16 protein-coding genes are annotated in these 17613 nt (G+C 71.1%); 7 read left to right on the top strand and 9 right to left on the bottom strand.

Annotation, left to right across the window (positions count from 1 at the left end):
- Positions 1-18: 18 nt before the first annotated feature.
- Positions 19-696, bottom strand: coding sequence for a MarR family winged helix-turn-helix transcriptional regulator (locus F4558_RS01210; RefSeq protein WP_245241249.1), 678 nt, complete (start codon positions 694-696; stop codon positions 19-21).
- A gap of 56 nt (positions 697-752) precedes the next feature.
- Between F4558_RS01210 and F4558_RS01205 the strand changes: the two genes are divergently transcribed.
- Positions 753-1883, top strand: a complete 1131-nt coding sequence (locus tag F4558_RS01205; RefSeq protein WP_167942946.1) for a PP2C family protein-serine/threonine phosphatase — start codon at positions 753-755, stop codon at positions 1881-1883.
- 10 nt (positions 1884-1893) lie between these two features.
- Here F4558_RS01205 and F4558_RS01200 read toward each other — a convergent pair whose 3' ends face one another.
- From F4558_RS01200 to F4558_RS01170, 7 genes are all read right to left on the bottom strand, one after another.
- On the bottom strand, positions 1894-3360 hold the full coding sequence (locus F4558_RS01200; RefSeq protein ID WP_209273502.1) for a sugar transferase: 1467 nt from the start codon (positions 3358-3360) through the stop codon (positions 1894-1896).
- A 255-nt stretch (positions 3361-3615) separates the two neighbouring features.
- The gene (locus F4558_RS01195) at positions 3616-5370 is read right to left on the bottom strand and encodes a substrate-binding domain-containing protein (protein ID WP_053653142.1); all 1755 of its coding nucleotides are present in this window, start codon (positions 5368-5370) and stop codon (positions 3616-3618) included.
- A 164-nt stretch (positions 5371-5534) separates the two neighbouring features.
- Positions 5535-6572, bottom strand: a complete 1038-nt coding sequence (locus F4558_RS01190) for a lactonase family protein (protein ID WP_053653085.1) — start codon at positions 6570-6572, stop codon at positions 5535-5537.
- A 146-nt stretch (positions 6573-6718) separates the two neighbouring features.
- Positions 6719-7321 carry a GTP-binding protein gene (locus F4558_RS01185; protein WP_053653086.1) on the bottom strand — a complete coding sequence of 201 codons (603 nt, stop codon included), beginning with the start codon at positions 7319-7321 and terminating at the stop codon, positions 6719-6721.
- Positions 7302-7688, bottom strand: coding sequence for a DUF742 domain-containing protein (locus tag F4558_RS01180; RefSeq protein WP_167942944.1), 387 nt, complete (start codon positions 7686-7688; stop codon positions 7302-7304). The genes F4558_RS01185 and F4558_RS01180 overlap by 20 nt, the downstream gene beginning before the upstream one ends.
- Entirely contained in the window at positions 7678-8100 is a 423-nt protein-coding gene (locus F4558_RS01175; RefSeq protein ID WP_053653087.1) for a roadblock/LC7 domain-containing protein, read from the bottom strand. The genes F4558_RS01180 and F4558_RS01175 overlap by 11 nt, the downstream gene beginning before the upstream one ends.
- Complete coding sequence (locus tag F4558_RS01170; protein ID WP_167942943.1) at positions 8100-10472, bottom strand: sensor histidine kinase; 2373 nt, start codon at positions 10470-10472, stop codon at positions 8100-8102. Before F4558_RS01170 ends, F4558_RS01175 begins: the two co-directional genes overlap by 1 nt.
- 380 nt (positions 10473-10852) lie before the next feature.
- Here F4558_RS01170 and F4558_RS01165 point away from each other — a divergent pair, with 380 nt between their 5' ends.
- The 3 genes from F4558_RS01165 to F4558_RS01155 all read left to right on the top strand — a co-directional run bounded on the left by F4558_RS01165 (position 10853) and on the right by F4558_RS01155 (position 13149).
- Positions 10853-11449, top strand: a complete 597-nt coding sequence (locus tag F4558_RS01165) for a hypothetical protein (protein ID WP_053653089.1) — start codon at positions 10853-10855, stop codon at positions 11447-11449.
- An 11-nt stretch (positions 11450-11460) separates the two neighbouring features.
- On the top strand, positions 11461-12576 hold the full coding sequence (locus F4558_RS01160) for a hypothetical protein (protein WP_167942942.1): 1116 nt from the start codon (positions 11461-11463) through the stop codon (positions 12574-12576).
- Positions 12577-12762: 186 nt separating this feature from the next.
- Entirely contained in the window at positions 12763-13149 is a 387-nt protein-coding gene (locus F4558_RS01155; RefSeq protein ID WP_053653091.1) for a hypothetical protein, read from the top strand.
- Positions 13150-13273: 124 nt separating this feature from the next.
- Here the strand turns inward: F4558_RS01155 and F4558_RS01150 are convergent, their stop codons facing one another.
- The gene (locus F4558_RS01150; protein WP_167942941.1) at positions 13274-15073 is read right to left on the bottom strand and encodes a glycoside hydrolase family 6 protein; all 1800 of its coding nucleotides are present in this window, start codon (positions 15071-15073) and stop codon (positions 13274-13276) included.
- Here F4558_RS01150 and F4558_RS01145 point away from each other — a divergent pair.
- From F4558_RS01145 to F4558_RS01135, 3 genes are all read left to right on the top strand, one after another.
- Entirely contained in the window at positions 15072-15218 is a 147-nt protein-coding gene (locus F4558_RS01145) for a hypothetical protein (RefSeq protein WP_167942940.1), read from the top strand. The genes F4558_RS01150 and F4558_RS01145 overlap by 2 nt on opposite strands.
- Before the next feature lie 462 nt (positions 15219-15680).
- Complete coding sequence (locus tag F4558_RS01140) at positions 15681-16850, top strand: putative sodium/potassium/calcium exchanger (protein WP_167942939.1); 1170 nt, start codon at positions 15681-15683, stop codon at positions 16848-16850.
- Position 16851: 1 nt separating this feature from the next.
- Positions 16852-17544 carry a class F sortase gene (locus F4558_RS01135; RefSeq protein ID WP_167942938.1) on the top strand — a complete coding sequence of 231 codons (693 nt, stop codon included), beginning with the start codon at positions 16852-16854 and terminating at the stop codon, positions 17542-17544.
- Positions 17545-17613: the final 69 nt, after the last annotated feature.

The raw sequence follows: 17613 nt of genomic DNA, 5'->3' as shown, positions 1-17613 counted from the left end.
CCTCCGGGGCCTGTCGGATCAGGCGGTCCGGGCCACCGGTGGCTCGCCCGTGGGCCACTCGCGAGGGCTGCCCACCTGCCTGTCGGTGTCTGTCGGCCCGCCCTGTCGCATCGTGCGCGACGGCCGGTCGGGGGCCGCAGGCCAGTCCCTCGCCCGGCTGGTGGGCCGGTCCGGATCGCGCGGCCACCCGGCCGGGTCGTCCCCGTCGGCTGGCCAGTCGCCCGACGTCGGCGTGCTCTGCGCCTGCTGCCGGCGGGCGGCCTCGTCGAAGTCCTGCATCCCGCGCAGCAGCGCGGTGCGCCCTGCCGGGCTCATCGCGCCCAGGACGGCGGCGAGCCGCGCCTGGCGGTCGGCCCGCAGCTCCGCGAGGAGCCGACGTGCCTCCGGGGTGAGGTGCAGGGAGATCTCCCGCCGGTCGAAACGGCCCGGCTCGCGTTCCAGCATGCCGGCGGCGACCAACCTGTCGCAGAGCCGGCTGGCGGAGCTGAGCAACATGTCGAGCTGGGTGGAGAGCCGGCGCAGGTTGATCCCGTCTTGGTGCTCGACCACCATCACAGCCCGTAACTGGACTCCGGAGAGCCGGTTGGCGGTCGCCTCCCGGGCGGAATCCCACACGCTCAGCAATGCACCCGCCGCCGCGTCCAACGCGGCGGCCATACTCGTCTCGTGGTCCGGTGGACCGGGCAGTTCGGCCATGGTGGCCCGAGACTACTCCGAACCCGCTGGTGGTTGAGCTTGATCAAGGAGCCCTGATGAACGAACCGGTCAATCGGGCACGACGTACCCTCAATGAGACGCCCGCCGACCGCCTCGTGAGCGGGGTCGAGGAGGTTCTCTTTGAGGCGTACGGGATCAGCGACGTCGAGCTGTACCAGGTCGACTACCGACTCTCGGAGCTACTGCCGCTCACCGAGGGTGACCCTCTCCGAGGTGCCGGGCACCCCGCGTGGCGAGCTTTCGACCACCAGTCGCCCCTGCGGGTCGACGACACAGCCTGGCTGCCGGTCAGTATGCGCGGCGAGCGCCGCGGCGTACTGCGCGTGGCGGCGGTACCGGCCGACCCGACAGTTCTCGCGGACCTGGCCGAGATCGCTACCGCGCTCGCCCACGAACTGGACGCCGTCTCCCCCGGCACCGACGTGTACAGCGCCGCGCGGCGCAGCCAGCGGCTCACCCTGGCCGCGGAGATGCAGTGGGACCTGCTGCCCGGCCGCAGCCGGATCAGGCCGTCGTTCAGCCTCGCCGGGCAACTGGAGCCGGCGTACGCGGTGCGGGGCGACAGCTTCGACTGGTCCGACGACGGGCAGCGGCTCTGGCTGTCCACAGTCAACGGCACCGGCGAGGGTGTCGCGGCGTCCCTGCTCACCTCGCTCGCCACCCACGCGCTCCGCAATGCCCGCCGGGCCGGGCTGGGTCTGGCCGACCAGGCGGCCCTCGCCGACCAGGCCATCTACGACGAGTACCGGGGCAAGCGGCACCTGTCCGTCCTGCTGCTGGAGCTGGACCTGCGATCCGGGACGATGACAGTGGTGGACGCGGGCTCACCCCGGCTGGTCCTGCTGCGCGGCGGCGAGGTCACCGAGCAGCCGCTGGAGGCGCAGTTTCCGCTCGGCATGTTCGAGGCGACCGACTACCGCGAGCAGACGTTCACCCTGGAGCGCGGCGACCGGCTGTTCGTGGTCAGCGACGGGGTGGTGGAGGCCACCGGGCGGGATGTGCGCTACGGCGAGACGGCCCTCGACCGGTTTCTGCGCCGGACCGGGCCGATGGAGCCGCTGGACGCCGTCCGCTCACTGATCGGTGACCTGCGCGCGTTCGTGGCCGGCGACCTGATCGACGACGCCGTTGTGGTCTGCCTGGACTGGACCGGCCCGCAGCCGTGACCGGCGACGGTCAGTACGCGCCGCGACTGTTCAGCACCGCACCGACGGTCTTCCAGAGGATGGTGAGGTCGGCGGCGAGGGACCAGTTCTCCACGTAGTAGAGGTCGAGGCGGATGCCGTCCTCCCAGCTCAGGTCGGATCGCCCGCTGACCTGCCACAGCCCGGTCATGCCAGGCTTGACAAGCAGCCGGCGTGCGACGTCGCCGTCGTAGCGGGCCACCTCCGAGGGCAGCGGTGGGCGCGGCCCGACCAGGCTCATCTGGCCCAGCAGCACGTTCACCAGCTGCGGCAGCTCGTCCAGCGACCACTTGCGCAGCAGCCGACCGACCCGGGTGACCCGTGGGTCGTCGCGCATCTTGAACATGAGGCCGTCGGTCTCGTTGCGGGCGGTCAGCTCGGCGAGCAGCGCATCGGCGTTCACCACCATGGTCCGGAACTTGTAGACGCCGAACTCCTTGCCGCCCCGGCCTACCCGGGTCTGCCGGAACAGCACCGGACCCCGGCTGTCGAGTTTGATGGCAAGCGCGATGACCGCGATGATCGGCAGCAGCAGCGCCAGGGCGACCGACGACACCGACCTGTCGACGAATCCCTTTACCAGCTTGCGCGCACCGCGGAACTCGGGCGCCTCGACGTGGATCAGCGGCAGCCCGGCGACCGGGCGGGTGTGGATCCGGGGGCCGGCCACGTCGGTGAGCGCGGGTGCCACGACGAGGTCGACACCTGTGCCCTCCAGTTGCCAGCCGAGCCGGCGCAGTCGGGCGGCGGTCAGCTCGCCCGAGGCGGTCACGGCCACCGTGTCCGCGCCGATCGCGGTCGCGGCCTCCGGAATGCCCCGGAACGACCCCACCACCGGTACGTCACCGAGACGCTGCGCCACCGGTGCCAGCAGCGCGTCCGGGATGCACGCGCCGACCACCTGATAGCCGGCGTACGGCTCCCGGCGCAGTGTGTGCACCAACTCCAGAACATGGGCGGTGTCACCGACCACGAGCACCTTGCGGGACCAGCCGAACCCCCGGGACCGTGCCCGGTGCAGACGTTTTCGGGCGGCGAACCGGGCCACCTCCAGCCCGACGGTGCCCACCGCGAAGGAGATGCCGAGGAAACCCCGGGAGACCCCGACGTCGGCGATGTATCCGGCGATGGCTATCGCCCCGGCCAGCCGCAGGCTCGCGGAGCTGACCCGCCGGTACTCGTCCGCCCCGTAGCCGATCACCCGGTCGTCGTAGCAACCAAGCGCCTTGAGCGAGACCAGCCAGGCCAGGACCAACCCGGGCGCCACCAGCACGTACGGGATCTTCGAGCCGCTCGGCTCCTCGTCACCGAACCGCGCGACGTACCCGACGAGCAGGGCGATGGTGAGGATGGCGGTGTCCAGCACCACCAGGACCCGGATGTAGGACCGCTCGTCGGCGCGGGCCATCAGCCCAGCCGGGCGGCCATCCGGCTTCGCGGACGCGCTGGCGGGGGTCATCAGTGTCGTGGCGGTCACTGGCCCTCCCCACTCTGTTCAGGTCGGCCCGGCCGATGGGCCGCACCGAGGCGGACCGAGAAACCGGGGCGGCCGGGCGGACCGACAATGCCGGGACACGTCGACATCCTGCCCTGATAACTATGACTGCCGATTGATTCCGACGTATTGCCGTCACTTTTCTTCAACTCAGCGGTTACAAAGGGGCCCGCCGTGCCGGATCGGCGGTCCGGCAGGCTCCCTGTGCTGTGCGTCGGCTCAGCGCGGCGCCGGGGGGCGGCGGGCGATGGCGCTGAGGAAGATGCTGCCGATCTCACTCGGGTCCTTGGTGACGAAGACGTCCCCACCGGTGACCTTGGTGATCGACTCCAACTCGGCCTTGCTGACGCCCTCGCCGATACCGATCATGATGACCTGCACCGGACGCTCGGGGTCGGCGATCTGCTTCAGCTTGGCCAGCAACTGCTGCTGGTTGAGCCCGTTGTCGTCCTCGTTCTTACCGTCGGTGAACAGCACGATCGAGTTGACGCGGCCGGGCTGCCAATCTTCCTGGACCGCCTGGTAGGCGGCCAACATGGTGTCGTAGAGGCCGGTGTCGCCGTCGGACGGCTTGATCGTACCGAGGGCCGCTTCGAGCTGACCGCGCTGGCTCGACAGCGGGCCGATGGGAACCAGCTCACGGTAGTCGCGGTTCCCGACGAGCTTGGTGGAGAAGGTCCACAGGCCGATCGCCCAGGAGTCGTCGAAGAGGCCGAGGCCGCGACGCGCCGCGTCAACGGTGACCTCCTCGCGGCTACGCCTGTTGGCGCTGGGCACCTCTTCCTTCATCGAGCCGGAGACGTCGATGACGCAGAGCATGCGGCCGGACTGGGTGGCGATCGACCAGCTGGAGACGACACGCTGTATCGCGGCCGGGTCGAGGCCGCCTGCCGCCGTGCCGCCTGCCGCCGGCTCCGCCGGCGCGGTACCCGACGGGCTCGGGGCGCCCTGCGGCGCGCGGAAACCGGCACCCCAGTTGCCGTCCGGCCCGCGCAGCGACTGCGCCGCCAGCCGGTCCCGGAACTTCGGGGCGGTGAGCAACTCGAACAGCACCTTGGCCGCCGACGCCTTGGTCGGCTCGATGCCGGGCAGAACCGCGTACGGGTAGTCCAGCGGCATCGGCGCCGGCTCCATGTAGAGGGCGGCGAGCGGCACCGGCGGCTGCTTGCTGTTGTAGGCGATCACGTCTTCCTCGGACAGCGCCGCCGCACCGAGGCCGCTCGCGATGGAGGTCGGGTCCGTGGCGGTCGGGAAGCGTGCCACAAGGTCGCTGCGCAGCGACGAACGGCCCGTGGCCAGCGCCCGCAGCGCACCGACGGTGTTGCGTTGGGTGTCGCCGCCCGCCGCGCTGGCAGCGGCCGTCAGCGAGAGCAGACCGGACAGACCGGCAGCGTCCCGGGTGGGCTCGACGATCCCGGTACGCAGCGGCTTGCTGCTGTTCACCTGCTTGAGGAGGTCCGCCCAGGTGAACTTCGCGTTGGGCCAGCCCAACCGGGTGGCCACCGGCTCGGGCATGGCGACGACGACGGGGCTGCGGGCGATGGAGGCGCCGTTTGTCGGAGCGAAGGCGGTCGCGTCCTTCTTGAGCCGCAGCAGCCAGGTCGACGAGTCCGGCACCCAGACGTCCGGGGTGACGGCGGTGCCGCTGGCCTGCCCGACACCGGCCAGGACGGCACCGTGCTTCGCAGCCACGACGGCGGCCACGTCGACCGGGTCGGACGCCGAGACGTCGACGCGGATGCAGGTGGGGCCGACAGCGGCACCGTCCTTTACCCACTGGGACGCGGCGGCGTCGACGGCAGGCGCGAGCTCGGCGGCGACCGCCACCGCGAGTCGGATCTCCCCGGAGCAGTTCGGCTGGATCAGCTCCTTGTAGCCGAACCACGCGCCGGTGGTGACGACGAGAACCGTCGCCATCGATCCGACGACGGCGAGGTGGAGTTTCGAACGCATGCGATGGCGGCCTGCTGACACGCTGACCATCTTGCGTATTAGGTGCCGTCTCTGCCACAACCGTTCGGACTAAAGTTACGCAGGAGAAACAGTTGATCACCGTTTAGCGACACAGAGTGATGAAGCCGCCCCGAGCCGTCGTCAAATCGGCATCGTCTTCACGTCTCGCCCCCCGATGGTACGGCTCACGGCAGCACACAGGTCGGGCTCGGCACCGCCACGGGCTCGCCGACCGGTGCCGGGATGCCGGTGCTCGCGTCCAGCCGGAAGACCCGCACCATGTCCGCGCGCTCGTCGGCGACGTACAGATGCTTACCGATCAGTGCGAAGTGCCGGGGCCACTCACCACCGGTGTCCACCTCGGCCACCAGCTCGGGCAGCTCGCCGGCCAGGTTGAAGACGGCGATGGTGCCCACCCCGCGGTTGGCGACGTACAGGAATCGGCCGTCCGGGCCGACCGCTACCTCCGACGGCTGCACGTGCCCGGTCCGGTCGCTCGCGTCGACCCGGCCACGCTGGTGCAGCGCCCCGTCGTCGTCAAGCTCGTACGCGGTCACAGTGGCGTCCAGCTCGCCAACCAGGTAGCAGCGTCGCCCGTCGGGGTGGCGTGCCAGGTGCCGCGGCCCGGTGCCGGGCGCCGTGCGCGCCCGTGGCCCGCGCGGCGTCAACCGGCCGCTCGCGCCGTCGAGGTCGTACCTGTAGACCGAGTCGGTGCCCAGATCCACAGCGAGCAGCGGTCCCGCGCCCGGGTCCGGGGAGACCATGTGGGTGTGTGCCCGGTCCTGGCGGTCCGGGTCGGGACCGTGCCCCTCGTGCACCACGAGGTCGGTGCGCTCGCCGGGTACGCCCTGCGCGTCGAGCGGAAAGACCGCGACGCTGCCGCCGCCGTAGTTGGCCGCCACCAGGTGCCCACCGTCGGGCAGCACCGCCAGGTGGCACGGCTCGGCGCCACCTGTCGAGTGGCTGCCGAGCGGGTCCAGCGAACCGTCGGACCCGACCTGCCAGGCGCTGATCGCCCCGTCGGTCACCTCGTTGACCGCGTAGAGCACCGGCTGACGGGGGTGCCGAACCAGGAACGACGGGGACTCGGTGACCGCCACAGTGCCCAGCGGGGTCAGCGCCCCCGTGGCCGGGTCCCGCAGGGCCGCCACGATGCCACTGCCACGCCCTCCGCCCTGCGCCGTGTAACCGCCGATGTGGACGACCTCGCCCTGACCACTCACGCCCCACCCCTTAGCCGGCATCCTCGGTAGATCCAATCAGAGCTGCCCACGATGCCGGCCGGCTAACCAGCTTTCCGGGCCCGGATCGCCGACCATCGGCTCTCCGCGCGAGCTGACCGCCGATCCGCCGCCCGCGCGGAGGCGGCTCAGGCGGTCGGCACCGGCTCACCACGCTGGCGGGCCACGTGCTCGACCAGGGAGATCAACACCAGCTTGCCGGACTGCCGGTCCCGGGCGTCACAGAGCACCATCGGTACGTCCGGATCGAGGTCCAGCGCCCGACGTACGGTCTCCAACTCGAACCGACGGGTGTCGTCGAAGCAGTTGACGCCCACCACGAACGGGATGCCGCGCTGCTCGAAGTAGTCGATCGAGGGGAAGCAGTCGGCCAACCGTCGCGTGTCGGCGAGCACCACAGCGCCGAGCGCGCCGAAGGCCAACTCGTCCCACAGGAACCAGAACCGGTCCTGACCCGGGGTGCCGAAAAGATAGACCTGGAGGTCCTCGTTGATGGTGATCCGGCCGAAGTCCATCGCCACCGTGGTGGTCGACTTGCCCTCCACGCCGGAGATGTCGTCGGTGCCGATCCCGGCCCCGGTCAACACCTCCTCGGTCTGCAACGGGCGGACCTCGCTCAACGCGCTCACCAGCGTCGTCTTGCCGGCACCGAAGCCTCCGGCGATGAGGATCTTCAGTGCCAGCGGGATGGTGGTGCGAGTGCCCGCATGGTCATAACGCACGGAGTCCACTGACCACCGCCTTGAGGATGTCGTCGTCGGGAAGGTTGCCGTCGGCCGGCGGCTCGTGCACCGCGACCAGGCCCTGAGCGAGAAGATCACCGAGAAGCACCCGGATCACACCGACCGCGAGGTCCAGCTCGGCTGCCAACTCGGCCACCGAGACCGGCCGGCCGGCGAGCGCGACGAGCCGCCGGTGCTCCGGGAGTAGCTGCGGGTCGGCTGCCGGATCGAAATCCGAGGCGGCCAGGACGAACGCGACAAGGTCGAACCCGACGGCGGAGCGTACCCGTCCGCCGGTGAGCGTGTACGGGCGCACGACCGGCCCCGCGTCGCCGTCCAGCCACTCGTGCTGGGGCGCGGGCGGCTCAGCCCGCATCACCGGCACCCGCCGACGGCCGGGCCGGCGCGCTGAGGTTCTCCCCCACACGGATGACAAGCATCGCCATCTCGTATGCCACCAGGCCGATGTCCGCGTCCGCGTCACTCACCACGGCCAGGCAGGCACCCTGCCCGGCGGCCGTGACGAAGAGGTACGCCGACTCCATCTCCACAACGGTCTGCCGGACCGGACCACCGTCCACGTGTCGGCTGGCACCTCGGGCCAGGCTGGAGAAGCCTGCGGCGAGCGCGCAGAGGTGCTCGGCGTCGGAGCGGTCCAGCTCGGTGGAGGAGCCCATCAGCAGCCCGTCGGCGGAGAGCACCACCGCCTCCCGGGCGGCTGGCACCCGTTGCACCAGCTCGTCGAGCAGCCAGTCGAGGCTGGCGCCCTGCTTCGTCGTCTGTCGCACTAGGCGTCCCTCTCAGTCTCGGTCTGGGGTTCGGTGGTGTCCCGGTCCGCAACGGAACGGTCCGCCGGAGCTGCCGTGGCCGGCGGAGATCCGGTGGCCCGGCCGCGGGCGGTTCCCGCCTGAAGTGCCGCCATGACCCGGCGTACCTCCTCCGGCGACCGGGGCGACGGCGTATCGGCGGCCGTCGACCGGGGCACTGCGGCGGGGGTACGTCGTCGCACCCGGCGGGGCAGTCCGTCCAGGTCGTCAGGTGTGTCGTCCGAGGGCGCCCCCTCGACGTCCGGCCCGGTCGTGCCGGACCCGACGGCTGCCGAGGCGTTGGCGGCCGAGGCGTCCGGCCCGTGGGCGGGCGAGGCGGTGGTGGGCGGTCCGATGGCGGCCACGGGCGGGCGGGCGCGGTTGGGCCGGGGTCGGGGCACTGTGCCTCGGCGGGTCGGTCGCAGTGCACCGGGCGCGGAAGTCGGCGCGGTGAGGTCGGGCCCGGCCGGCGGCTCGGCGGTGACCAGCTCGCTGGGGATCAGCACCACGGCGGTCAGCCCGCTCTCCCTGCCGGGGCGCAGCCGGACCCGTACCGCGTGCCGTGCCGCCAGTCGGGCCACCACGAACAGGCCGAGTCGCGCGCTCTCGGTCGGGTCGAACTCGGGCGAGCTGGCCAGCCGGGTGTTGGCGCTCTCCAGCGCCGCCTCGGACATCCCCAGCCCCTGGTCGGTGATCTCCAGGGCGTACCCGTTGGCCACCTGCTCCCCCGTCACTGTGACCCGGGTGTCCGGCGGCGAGAAGGCGGTGGCGTTCTCGATCAGCTCGGCCAGCAGGTGGATGACGTCGCCGACCGCCCGGCCGAGCACGCCGGCCGGCTGCACGACGGTGACGTCCACCCGGTCGTACGCCTCGACCTCGGAGATCGCGCCGCGAACCAGGTCGACCATCGCGACCGGGTTGCGCCATCCTCGGCCCGGCGCGGAGCCGGCAAGAATGACCAGGTCCTCGGCGTGCCGACGGAGCCGGGTGGCCAGGTGGTCCACCTGGAACAGTTCGGCCAGCTCGTCCGGGTCCTCGGCGCGGCGCTCCATCCGGTCCAGCAGGTGCAACTGCCGGTGCACCAGGCCCTGGCTGCGCCGGGCGATGTTGAGGAACACCTCGTTGAGGCCACGGCGCAGGGTGACCTCGTCCACCGCTGCCTGTACGGCGGTGCGCTGCACCTGGGTGAAGGCCCGCCCGACCTCGCCGATCTCGTCGTGGCCGTACTCCAGCGGCGGCGCCTCCCGCGCGACGTCGACGAGCTCGCCACGGCGCAGCCGGGTCACCACGTCCGGAAGGCGGTGCTCGGCCAACTCGAGCGCGGCGGTACGCACTCCGCTGAGGCGCCGGACCAGCGTGCGGCCGACACGCACCGCCACCAGCACCGAGACCACCACGGCGACGAGTCCGAGCACACCGGCGGCGGCCAGCCGGAGCAGGATCCGGACGGCCATCGGCACCGAGCGGTCGGTGAGCCCGTCGGCCTCGGACAGCTCGAAGTCGCGCAACTGTTGCTGTACGGCGTCATGGCTGGCCTGCCATGACGCCGCGTCCACCGGTGGACGCCCGGTCCGGCTGGCACCGATCAACGCGTCCTGCATGGCGCGCAGGCTTGTGAACTCCGGAGTCTCGGTAAGTCGTTGGTACGCGACGCGCCCGGCCTCGGGCAGGTCGGCGACCGCGCTCTCGCTGAGCCACCGCTGGTTGCCGATGGCCTGCACGAGTTGGGTGTGCTCGCCGTCGGCGAACCGGCCTGCGGTGAACGCGCCGGCCAGCAGGGCGTCGGTCTGGCCGAGCAGTTCCCGGGAGCGCCCCAGCGCGGTGAGCGCCAGCGCCTCTCGGTTGATGTCGGGATCGGGCAGATCCGCCATGGCGGAGAACGCCTGGAAGGCCGCGGTGACGATGCCACTGTAGAGGCCGAGCGCGCCGGCACGGTCCATCATGCGGTCGTCGATGAAGTTCCGGCCGCTCGGCAGGGCCGCCAGTGCGGTGACCAGCCGGTCGATCCGGTCCTCCAGGACGTCGTCGGCGGCGTCGCGCAACGCCTCCCCGTCGATCCGGTGGCGCAGCTCGGCGACCGCCCGATCGGTGCGTTGGCGTTGCTCGGCCAGGGCCGGCAGCACGTTGGTGCCGGCGAGTTGCACCACCGACAGCCTGCGTTCCCTTTGCAGCTCGGTGACCACTGCCTCACCGGGGCGGCCCAGGTCGTACAGCAGGGTGCGCGCGGAGAGCAGATCCAGTGCCGGGCCGAAGGTCAACGTCGTCGCGAAGATCCACAGTGCCAGCAGCGCGGTCACCGGCGCGACGACCAACGCGGTCAGCTTCGAGCGGATCGGCCAGTCGCGGGTTCTCATCAGACCTCGCCCGTACAGGGGTGGCAGGAGTGCGCCGGCACCGCCGGGCAACGCGCTCGCCGGGTGCGCGCCCGACCGTCCAGGTCGGGTGCCGGCGCGGGCGCCTTGGGCAGGATACGTAATCACGCGCCGATGCACTACCGCCCGTCGCGTGGGCATCGACGCTACGGAATGCAACACCGCCGGACGCCGACGGCGGCGGCCTCGCGAACCCGGCTCGGATCAGGTTTGACCCCGCGTTGCGCCGTGTCCCTGGTCCGCGTTTCGCCCTGTAATGCCCTCACTAGGCGAAACGTGACGCGGATCGGTGCGGAAAGTGCCTCGGATCGGGATTGGCGATCAGTACGCGGAGGGAATACCAGGTAACGAAGGAGGAGCCCATGTCGTCCACGCAGATAATCGTCATCGTCCTCGTCGTGCTGGTGATCGCAGCACTGGCCGTGGCAGCGCTGTCGTTCAGCCGCCGCCGCAAACTGCAGAGCCGGTTCGGGCCGGAGTACGACCGGGTGGTGCAGGAGCAGGACAGCCGGTCCGCCGCGGAGCGCGAACTGCGCGATCGGGAGCGCCGGCACGCCGAGCTCACGCTCACCCCGCTCAGCCCGGAGTCCCGGGCCCACTACGCCGCGGCCTGGGAGGAACTCCAGATCCGCTTCATCGACTCGCCCGGCGACACGGTGGGCGACGCTGATGAACTCGTCACCCGACTCATCGAGGAGCGGGGCTACCCGACCGGGGACTTCTCCGACCAGATCGCCCACCTCTCCGTCGACCATGCCCGCACGCTTACCCACTACCGGGACGCGCACGAGATCCACCTGCGCAACTCCCGGGGTGAGGCCAGCACCGAGGAACTGCGCCAGGCGGTCGTGCACTACCGGGCTCTCTTCGCCGACCTGCTCGGCGAGGAGCCGGTCGGACAGCACGCACCCGAACAGCGCCACCACCCGGACACTCCGCACGACGCCACGAGCCGCTGAGGAGGCCACCCATGCGCCAGCAAGAGCAGGTGAGCAACGACCACCCGGAGGCCGTCCGGTCCACACCGGTACCCGTGCCGCCGACCGACGACCGAACCGACCGTGACGACCAGACCGACAGGGACTACCGCTCGGACGCCCCCGAGGGCAGTGTGGACGACCGGGGCGCCTTCGACGACCCCGACCCCGACGCCGAGCGCGACCTCACCGCCGAGCGCGAGCGGACCGACGACGTCGACACGGGCCTGTACGACGTCGACGACGAGACGGCGGACGACCGACGCCACCGGGCGGACGAACGGCAGGCCGACGCGACGGACGACAGCGACGGCGAGGGCGGATTCCACGAGCCCGGCCCGCTGCCGACCGCTTTCGGCGCCACCACCGTGGGGGACGCGGTGGCCGCGTCCGCGCTGGCCAGCCCGCACCCGCAGGACCAGCCCGACCCCCGGGCCGAGCGGACCGCCGAGCCCGGAGACGGCGCCGAGGACGGCGAGCGGGTGGGACTGACCGCTGACCCCACCGCCGAACTGCACCGCCGGGACGGCGGCCCGGAGACCGACCGGGACACCGATCTGGATCCCGACGCCGACGACCAGCACACCGACGCCGACGGTTCCACCCGTACCGTCGTACCGGCGGGGAGCACTGACGGTGCGGCCGAGCGCCGCGGTGACCTGACCGACTGGGCCGGGGACCCGGACGCGACGACGGCCGGCGCGGCCGGCTACGGCAGCGCCACGCCGGAGATGGTCGACCCGGACGCGGACGCCGACGTGGTGCCCGTCGTCGCTGGCACCACCTCGTCGCTGGAGTCGGCCGGAACGTCGCGGCCCGCCGGGTCGACGGTGGCCGCCGAGCCGGCGACGCTCCTCGAAGCCGACACGGCGCAGGGATTCCGGGACCGCTGGCGCGACGTGCAGCTGCGGTTCGTGGACGACCCGCACGCGGCGGCCGGCGAGGCGCAGTCGCTGGTCGAGGAGGCCATCCAGGCGCTCTCCTCGGCGCTGGCCGCGCAGAAGAACAAGCTTGGTGGCTGGCAGGACGCCGGTTCGGCGGACACCGAGCAGCTACGGATGGCGGTCCGCAACTACAGGGACTTCCTGGACCGCGTACTCGGTCGCTGAGTGACGCACGGGCGCCCCGGTCGATCATCGACCGGGGCGCCCCCGTATGTCCGTCCCGCTCGCCCGCCCGTTGCGGCCGGAAGCGCGCCGAAAGTGGGCATCCGGGCGTGAAAGCGCCGCGCATGGGCCCCCCGACACGGGGTACGCGAGGGATCAGGCAACGTGTCGGACCCAGGAGGCAGCACCATGACCGATCGCGACCGCCGACCGCCGCTGGAAGAGAGCCCGCAAACGGCCGCTGCGGTGGACGACGACAGCACCGTCCCGCAACTGCGGACCGGAGGCGGCCCGGACCGGGACAATCCGGCCTTCGCCGAGCCCCGGGACCGGCCGGAGGATCTCGCGCCGGAAACCGACGAGTTGATCGGTGACCCGTACGCCGCCGGCACCGGCGCGACCGGGACGGGCACCGGCGCGGCCGGTGACAACATCCGCACAGGGGCTGAGCAGCCCTGGGAGCCGGAGGATCTGGTGATGGCCCGCGGGCAGGACCTCACCAGGGAGAACCTCGACAAGGCGCGCCGTGACCTGGCCGAGCAGGGCCGGGCGGCGATCGAGCGCACAGTGCCCTGACCGGGCCGGCAACGGGGTGGGTCCCCGACCCGACCTGTGACGGTCGAGTCGGGGACCCGGGGGGACCTGCCGCCGGCAGTGCCTCACCTACTGCCGGCGGCGGGTGGTGCTGGAGCGTTCCCGGTCAGAGCGCCGGGTACGCGTTGCGCATGAGCTCCTGGAACTGGGCGGAGAACCACGCACCGGAGATCGGGGCGTCGGCCAGCGCACCGGACGGGTTGTTGCCGTTACGGGCGTTACCGCCGTACGTCGGGTCGCACATCCGGTCGAAGCCCTTGCCCTCGTTGTTCGGGATCTCCTTGCTGGAGCCGTCCGACTCGCCCGGAGGCTTCACCCAGACGTAGGCGTCGATGCCCGGCTCCGGGTTGGCCCGGGGACGCTCACCGAGGCCGGCACCGGCCTGGTTGCACCAGTTGCCGAGGTGGAGCCGACGGTCGACCCGGCCACCGTTGACGTACGTGTCGACGCTGGTCGTCGCGCCCGGGCCGGTGGGCCGGGCGGACCCGCCCCAGCCGTTGCGGGAGGTGTCGATCAGCATGCCGATGTTGGAGTTGAAGCCGACCGAGACCAGCTTGTCGCGGAACGCCTGCGCGAAGGACAGCTCGTCGACGTAGTAGTTCCAGTCCACCCACTTCGACTGCCGCACCGTCTGGCCGTTCACGTTGTCCGTCACCTTGAAGTACGGCTCACGCAGCGCCGAGTAGTTCGCCGTGTTGGTGATGAAGCCGTGCACGTTGTTGACAGTGCTGCCGGAGGCGACCGCTGCGGTCTTCAGGATGTCGGCGGTCGGGCCGAAGTTGGTGTCCCAGCCCAGCCAGCCGTGGTGTCCGGCGTCGACGTAGTTGTAGACGTTGCTGATCGCACCGAACTTCGCCAGCGCGTAGCCGACGCCGTTGACGTAGGCGCCGTTGGCCTTGACGGTGTCACACATCACCGTGCCACCCGCGTTGCCCGTGGTGTTGGTGACCAGGTTCGGCAGCGAGTCGATTTCGATGACGTTGATGATCCGCAGGTTCCGGTACTTCGAGTCGGACTGGATCGCCGCGATCGGGTCGATGTACTCGGCCTTGTACCTGGGCAGCTCGTCCGGGCCCAGCTCACCGTTGGAGGCGAGCGCGGAGCAGTCCCGGCCCGGCAGGTTGTAGATCACGAACTGGATGTAGCCGGCACCCTGGCGCAGCGCCTCGTCCAGGTGGTCCCGCACCCCGAAAGCACCGTTGGAGCTGCTGTCCGGCGTGCCGTTGATGGCAGCGATCCGGTCCAGCCACACGGCGGTGGGGTTGTTGGAGACCCGGCTTCCGCCCGCCTCGGCGTCCGCCTTGGCCTTCCACTCCGGGTTCACGTAGCCGGGAACACCGGCGTACGGGTTGTCCACCTTGGTTCCGGGCGGCGGGGTCGTCGGCGGAGGCGTGGTGGGCGGAGGCGTGGTCGGCGGAGGCGTGGTCGGGGGTGGGGTGGTGGCCGGGGGCGTGGTGGGCGGCGGGGTGGTCGGGCCACCGCCGTTGCAGACCACTCCGTTGAGGGTGAACGACGTCGGCTTCGGGTTGCTGCCGCTCCACGCACCGTTGAACCCGATGTTCGTCGACGCACCGGTGGCGAGGCTGCCGTTGTAGGACAGGCTGCGGGCCGTGACCTGGCTGCCGGACTGGGTGAACTCGGCCGACCAGCCCTGCTGCACCCGCTGGCTGGAGTTGGGGAAGGTCCAGCCCAACGTCCAGCCGTTGACCGGGTCGCCGAGGTTCTTGATTGTGACGTTGCCGGTGAAGCCACCGGGCCAGTCGTTCGTCGAGTAGACGATCTCGCACTGCGTCGCGGCCTGTGCCGCGGTAACGGGGATCGTCACCAACCCTCCGGCGACCAGCACGCCCGCGCCTGCGAGCGCGAAGGTCCGGCGTGGGCCGGACAGCCTTCTCCACACATTCATGCCACTGATCTCCTTGGGCGAGACCGGGCTCGCGTACGGCCCGGCGTGGGACGGCCCGGTGAGACGTCCTGGACGGACGGCTGCCGGCGCCAACGGGATTCTTTGGGGGGTGCCCGACCCGGACGGGCTGCTGTGGTGGTGGTGAACGACCGGCGCGGACCGGCCCAGTGGCGGCCGGATGTCGTCCGGCGAAACCGGATGCCCTCGACGCCCTGCCTGCGCGGTGTGGCTCCCCGAACCGCGTGCGCCGATTCTTACATGGGAGCGCTTCCATGGCAATGGCTCGATGCGTGTGGCCGACCTTTGCGACTCGGACGATACCCCCGAGCGGGATCTGCCGGCACGAGAGCGACGGGCCTGCCGTTACCGGATGAGCGCTGGTGGGCCGGCACGCGGCGTGCCGAACACCGCTATCGACGCCGCAGGGCGGTGGCGCGCCTAAGACGTACGGCAAGCCCGAGAAGGCGGCGTAGCACTCCTTAGCCTCTTACCAGCAGCAAAGGTCAAAACGCGAATCTTTCCCTTCATAAGTCATGAAACCGTCTAACGTCGGTCGTAGCTCGACTGTCGTCGGGCTCAGGACAACAGGGATGGAGTGACGCAAGTCATGGCTAAAAAGATGCTCGGGAAGGTCGTTGCGGGCGCTGCGCTCGGCGGCGCATCGCTCCTGGTGTTCGCGCCGGGGATCGCGTTCGCCGACGGGCACCACGACGGCGGCAAGGACCACGACGGCAAGGTCTACGCCAAGCCGCACGTCGTGAAGGCTGGCGACGAGGTCAAGCTCCTCGAGATCTGCCCGGACCGGCAGGAGCACGCCTTCGTCTGGTCCAAGGTCACCGGCAAGGTCAAGCTGGAGGCGGCGCGGGACGACAAGGGCAAGGACCACGGCGAGTGGAACAAGGAGGACGGCTCCTACGACCGCGAGGACCGCGGCCGGGACGAACACGGCAAGGACGACAAGGGCAAGGACGACAAGGGCAAGGACGAGCACGGCAAGGACGACAAGGACAAGGGCAAGGACCACGAGGGCAAGGGCGAAGACGGCAAGGACAAGCCGCAGCCGCCGGCCGACTCCCCGCAGCCCGGTGGCCAGGGCGGCGGCGCTGCCGCCGACGCCTACGGCGACGAGGGTGGCAAGGACTGGAAGGGCGAGGAGCACGGCCAGGACGCGGAGAACGGCCGCGACAAGGACTGGGGCTCCAAGGACGAAGGCAAGAAGGACTGGGAGTCCAAGGACGAAGGCAAGAAGGACTGGGAGTCCAAGGACGAAGGCAAGAAGGACTGGGACTCCAAGGACGGCGAGTACGGCTCGGACGAGTACGGCTCGGACAAGGGCTGGGAGTCCAAGGGCGGCGAGTACGGCTCCGACGAGTACGGCTCCGACAAGGGCTGGGAGTCCAAGGGCGGCGAGTACGGCTCCGACGAGCACGGCTCCGACAAGGGCTGGGACTCCAAGGGCGGCGAGTACGGCGACAAGGGCGGCGAGTACGGCGACCACGGCAAGGACGGCGGCTGGGAGCGCGAGCGCGAGTTCGTGTACTACGGCGAGGCCAAGGTCGACAAGGACGCCAAGCCGGGTCGCTACGAGCTCAAGGGTTCGTGCGGCGAAGGTGAGCTCGTCGTGCTGCCCCACGGTGGGGTCGACGGTGGTGACGGTGGCGCCAGCACCGGTACCGACCGGGGCCTGGCCACCGGTGGCGCGAGCCTGCTCGGCGCTGCCGCGCTGGGCGGGATCGTTCTGATGCGTCGTCGGCGGACCGATGGTTCCCTCGTCTGACGTGACGATGGCACGGGCCGGCGGCCGTCACGGGAGACCGTGGCGTGCCGCCGGCGCGGCCGTCGTCGTCACAGTGGCCATGGTCGGCGCCGGCATGATCGGCGCCGCGCTGAAGACCACGCCCGCTCCCCGCCCACCGCAGCCGCTGGCCCAGGCCGGTCCCGAGACCACCGACCCCGACGTTCCCCGGCTCGACGGCGGGGAGTCCGCCGCACCGGGGAGTGTCCCGGCGGGACTGAACCGGGCTACGCCGACAAGCATCGAGATCCCCCGGATCGGCGTCAACGCGACGATCATGCCGCTCGGCACCAACCCGGACGGCACCGTCCAGGTCCCCCCGTTGGAGCAGGCCGACCATGCCGGCTGGTACGAGCCGGGCGTGAGCCCTGGCGAGACCGGCAACGCGGTGATCGTCGGTCACGTGGACTCGGCGCAGCTCGGCCCTGCCGTCTTCTTCGACCTGGGCTCCCTCGTTCCCGGCGACACGATCACCGTGCGTCGGGCTGACGGCCAGCCCGCCACCTTCAAGGTCGAGTCGGTGAAGGCGTACCCGAAGACGGCCTTCCCCACCGAGCTCGTCTACGGGCCGAACGACAGGCCCGGCCTGCGGGTGGTGACCTGCGGCGGTCAGTTCGACGAGAGTGTCAGGAGCTACCCGGACAACGTGGTCGCCTTCGCGACCCTTGTGGAGTGACCTGGGAGTGCGAAAAAGGTCCGGCCGGTCGGGGTGACCCGACCGGCCGGACCGCGTCCGGCGTACCGA

It is taken from the genome of Micromonospora profundi (assembly GCF_011927785.1).
GTDB lineage: Bacteria > Actinomycetota > Actinomycetes > Mycobacteriales > Micromonosporaceae > Micromonospora > Micromonospora profundi.
This window is presented reverse-complemented; position numbering and strand designations above follow the sequence as displayed.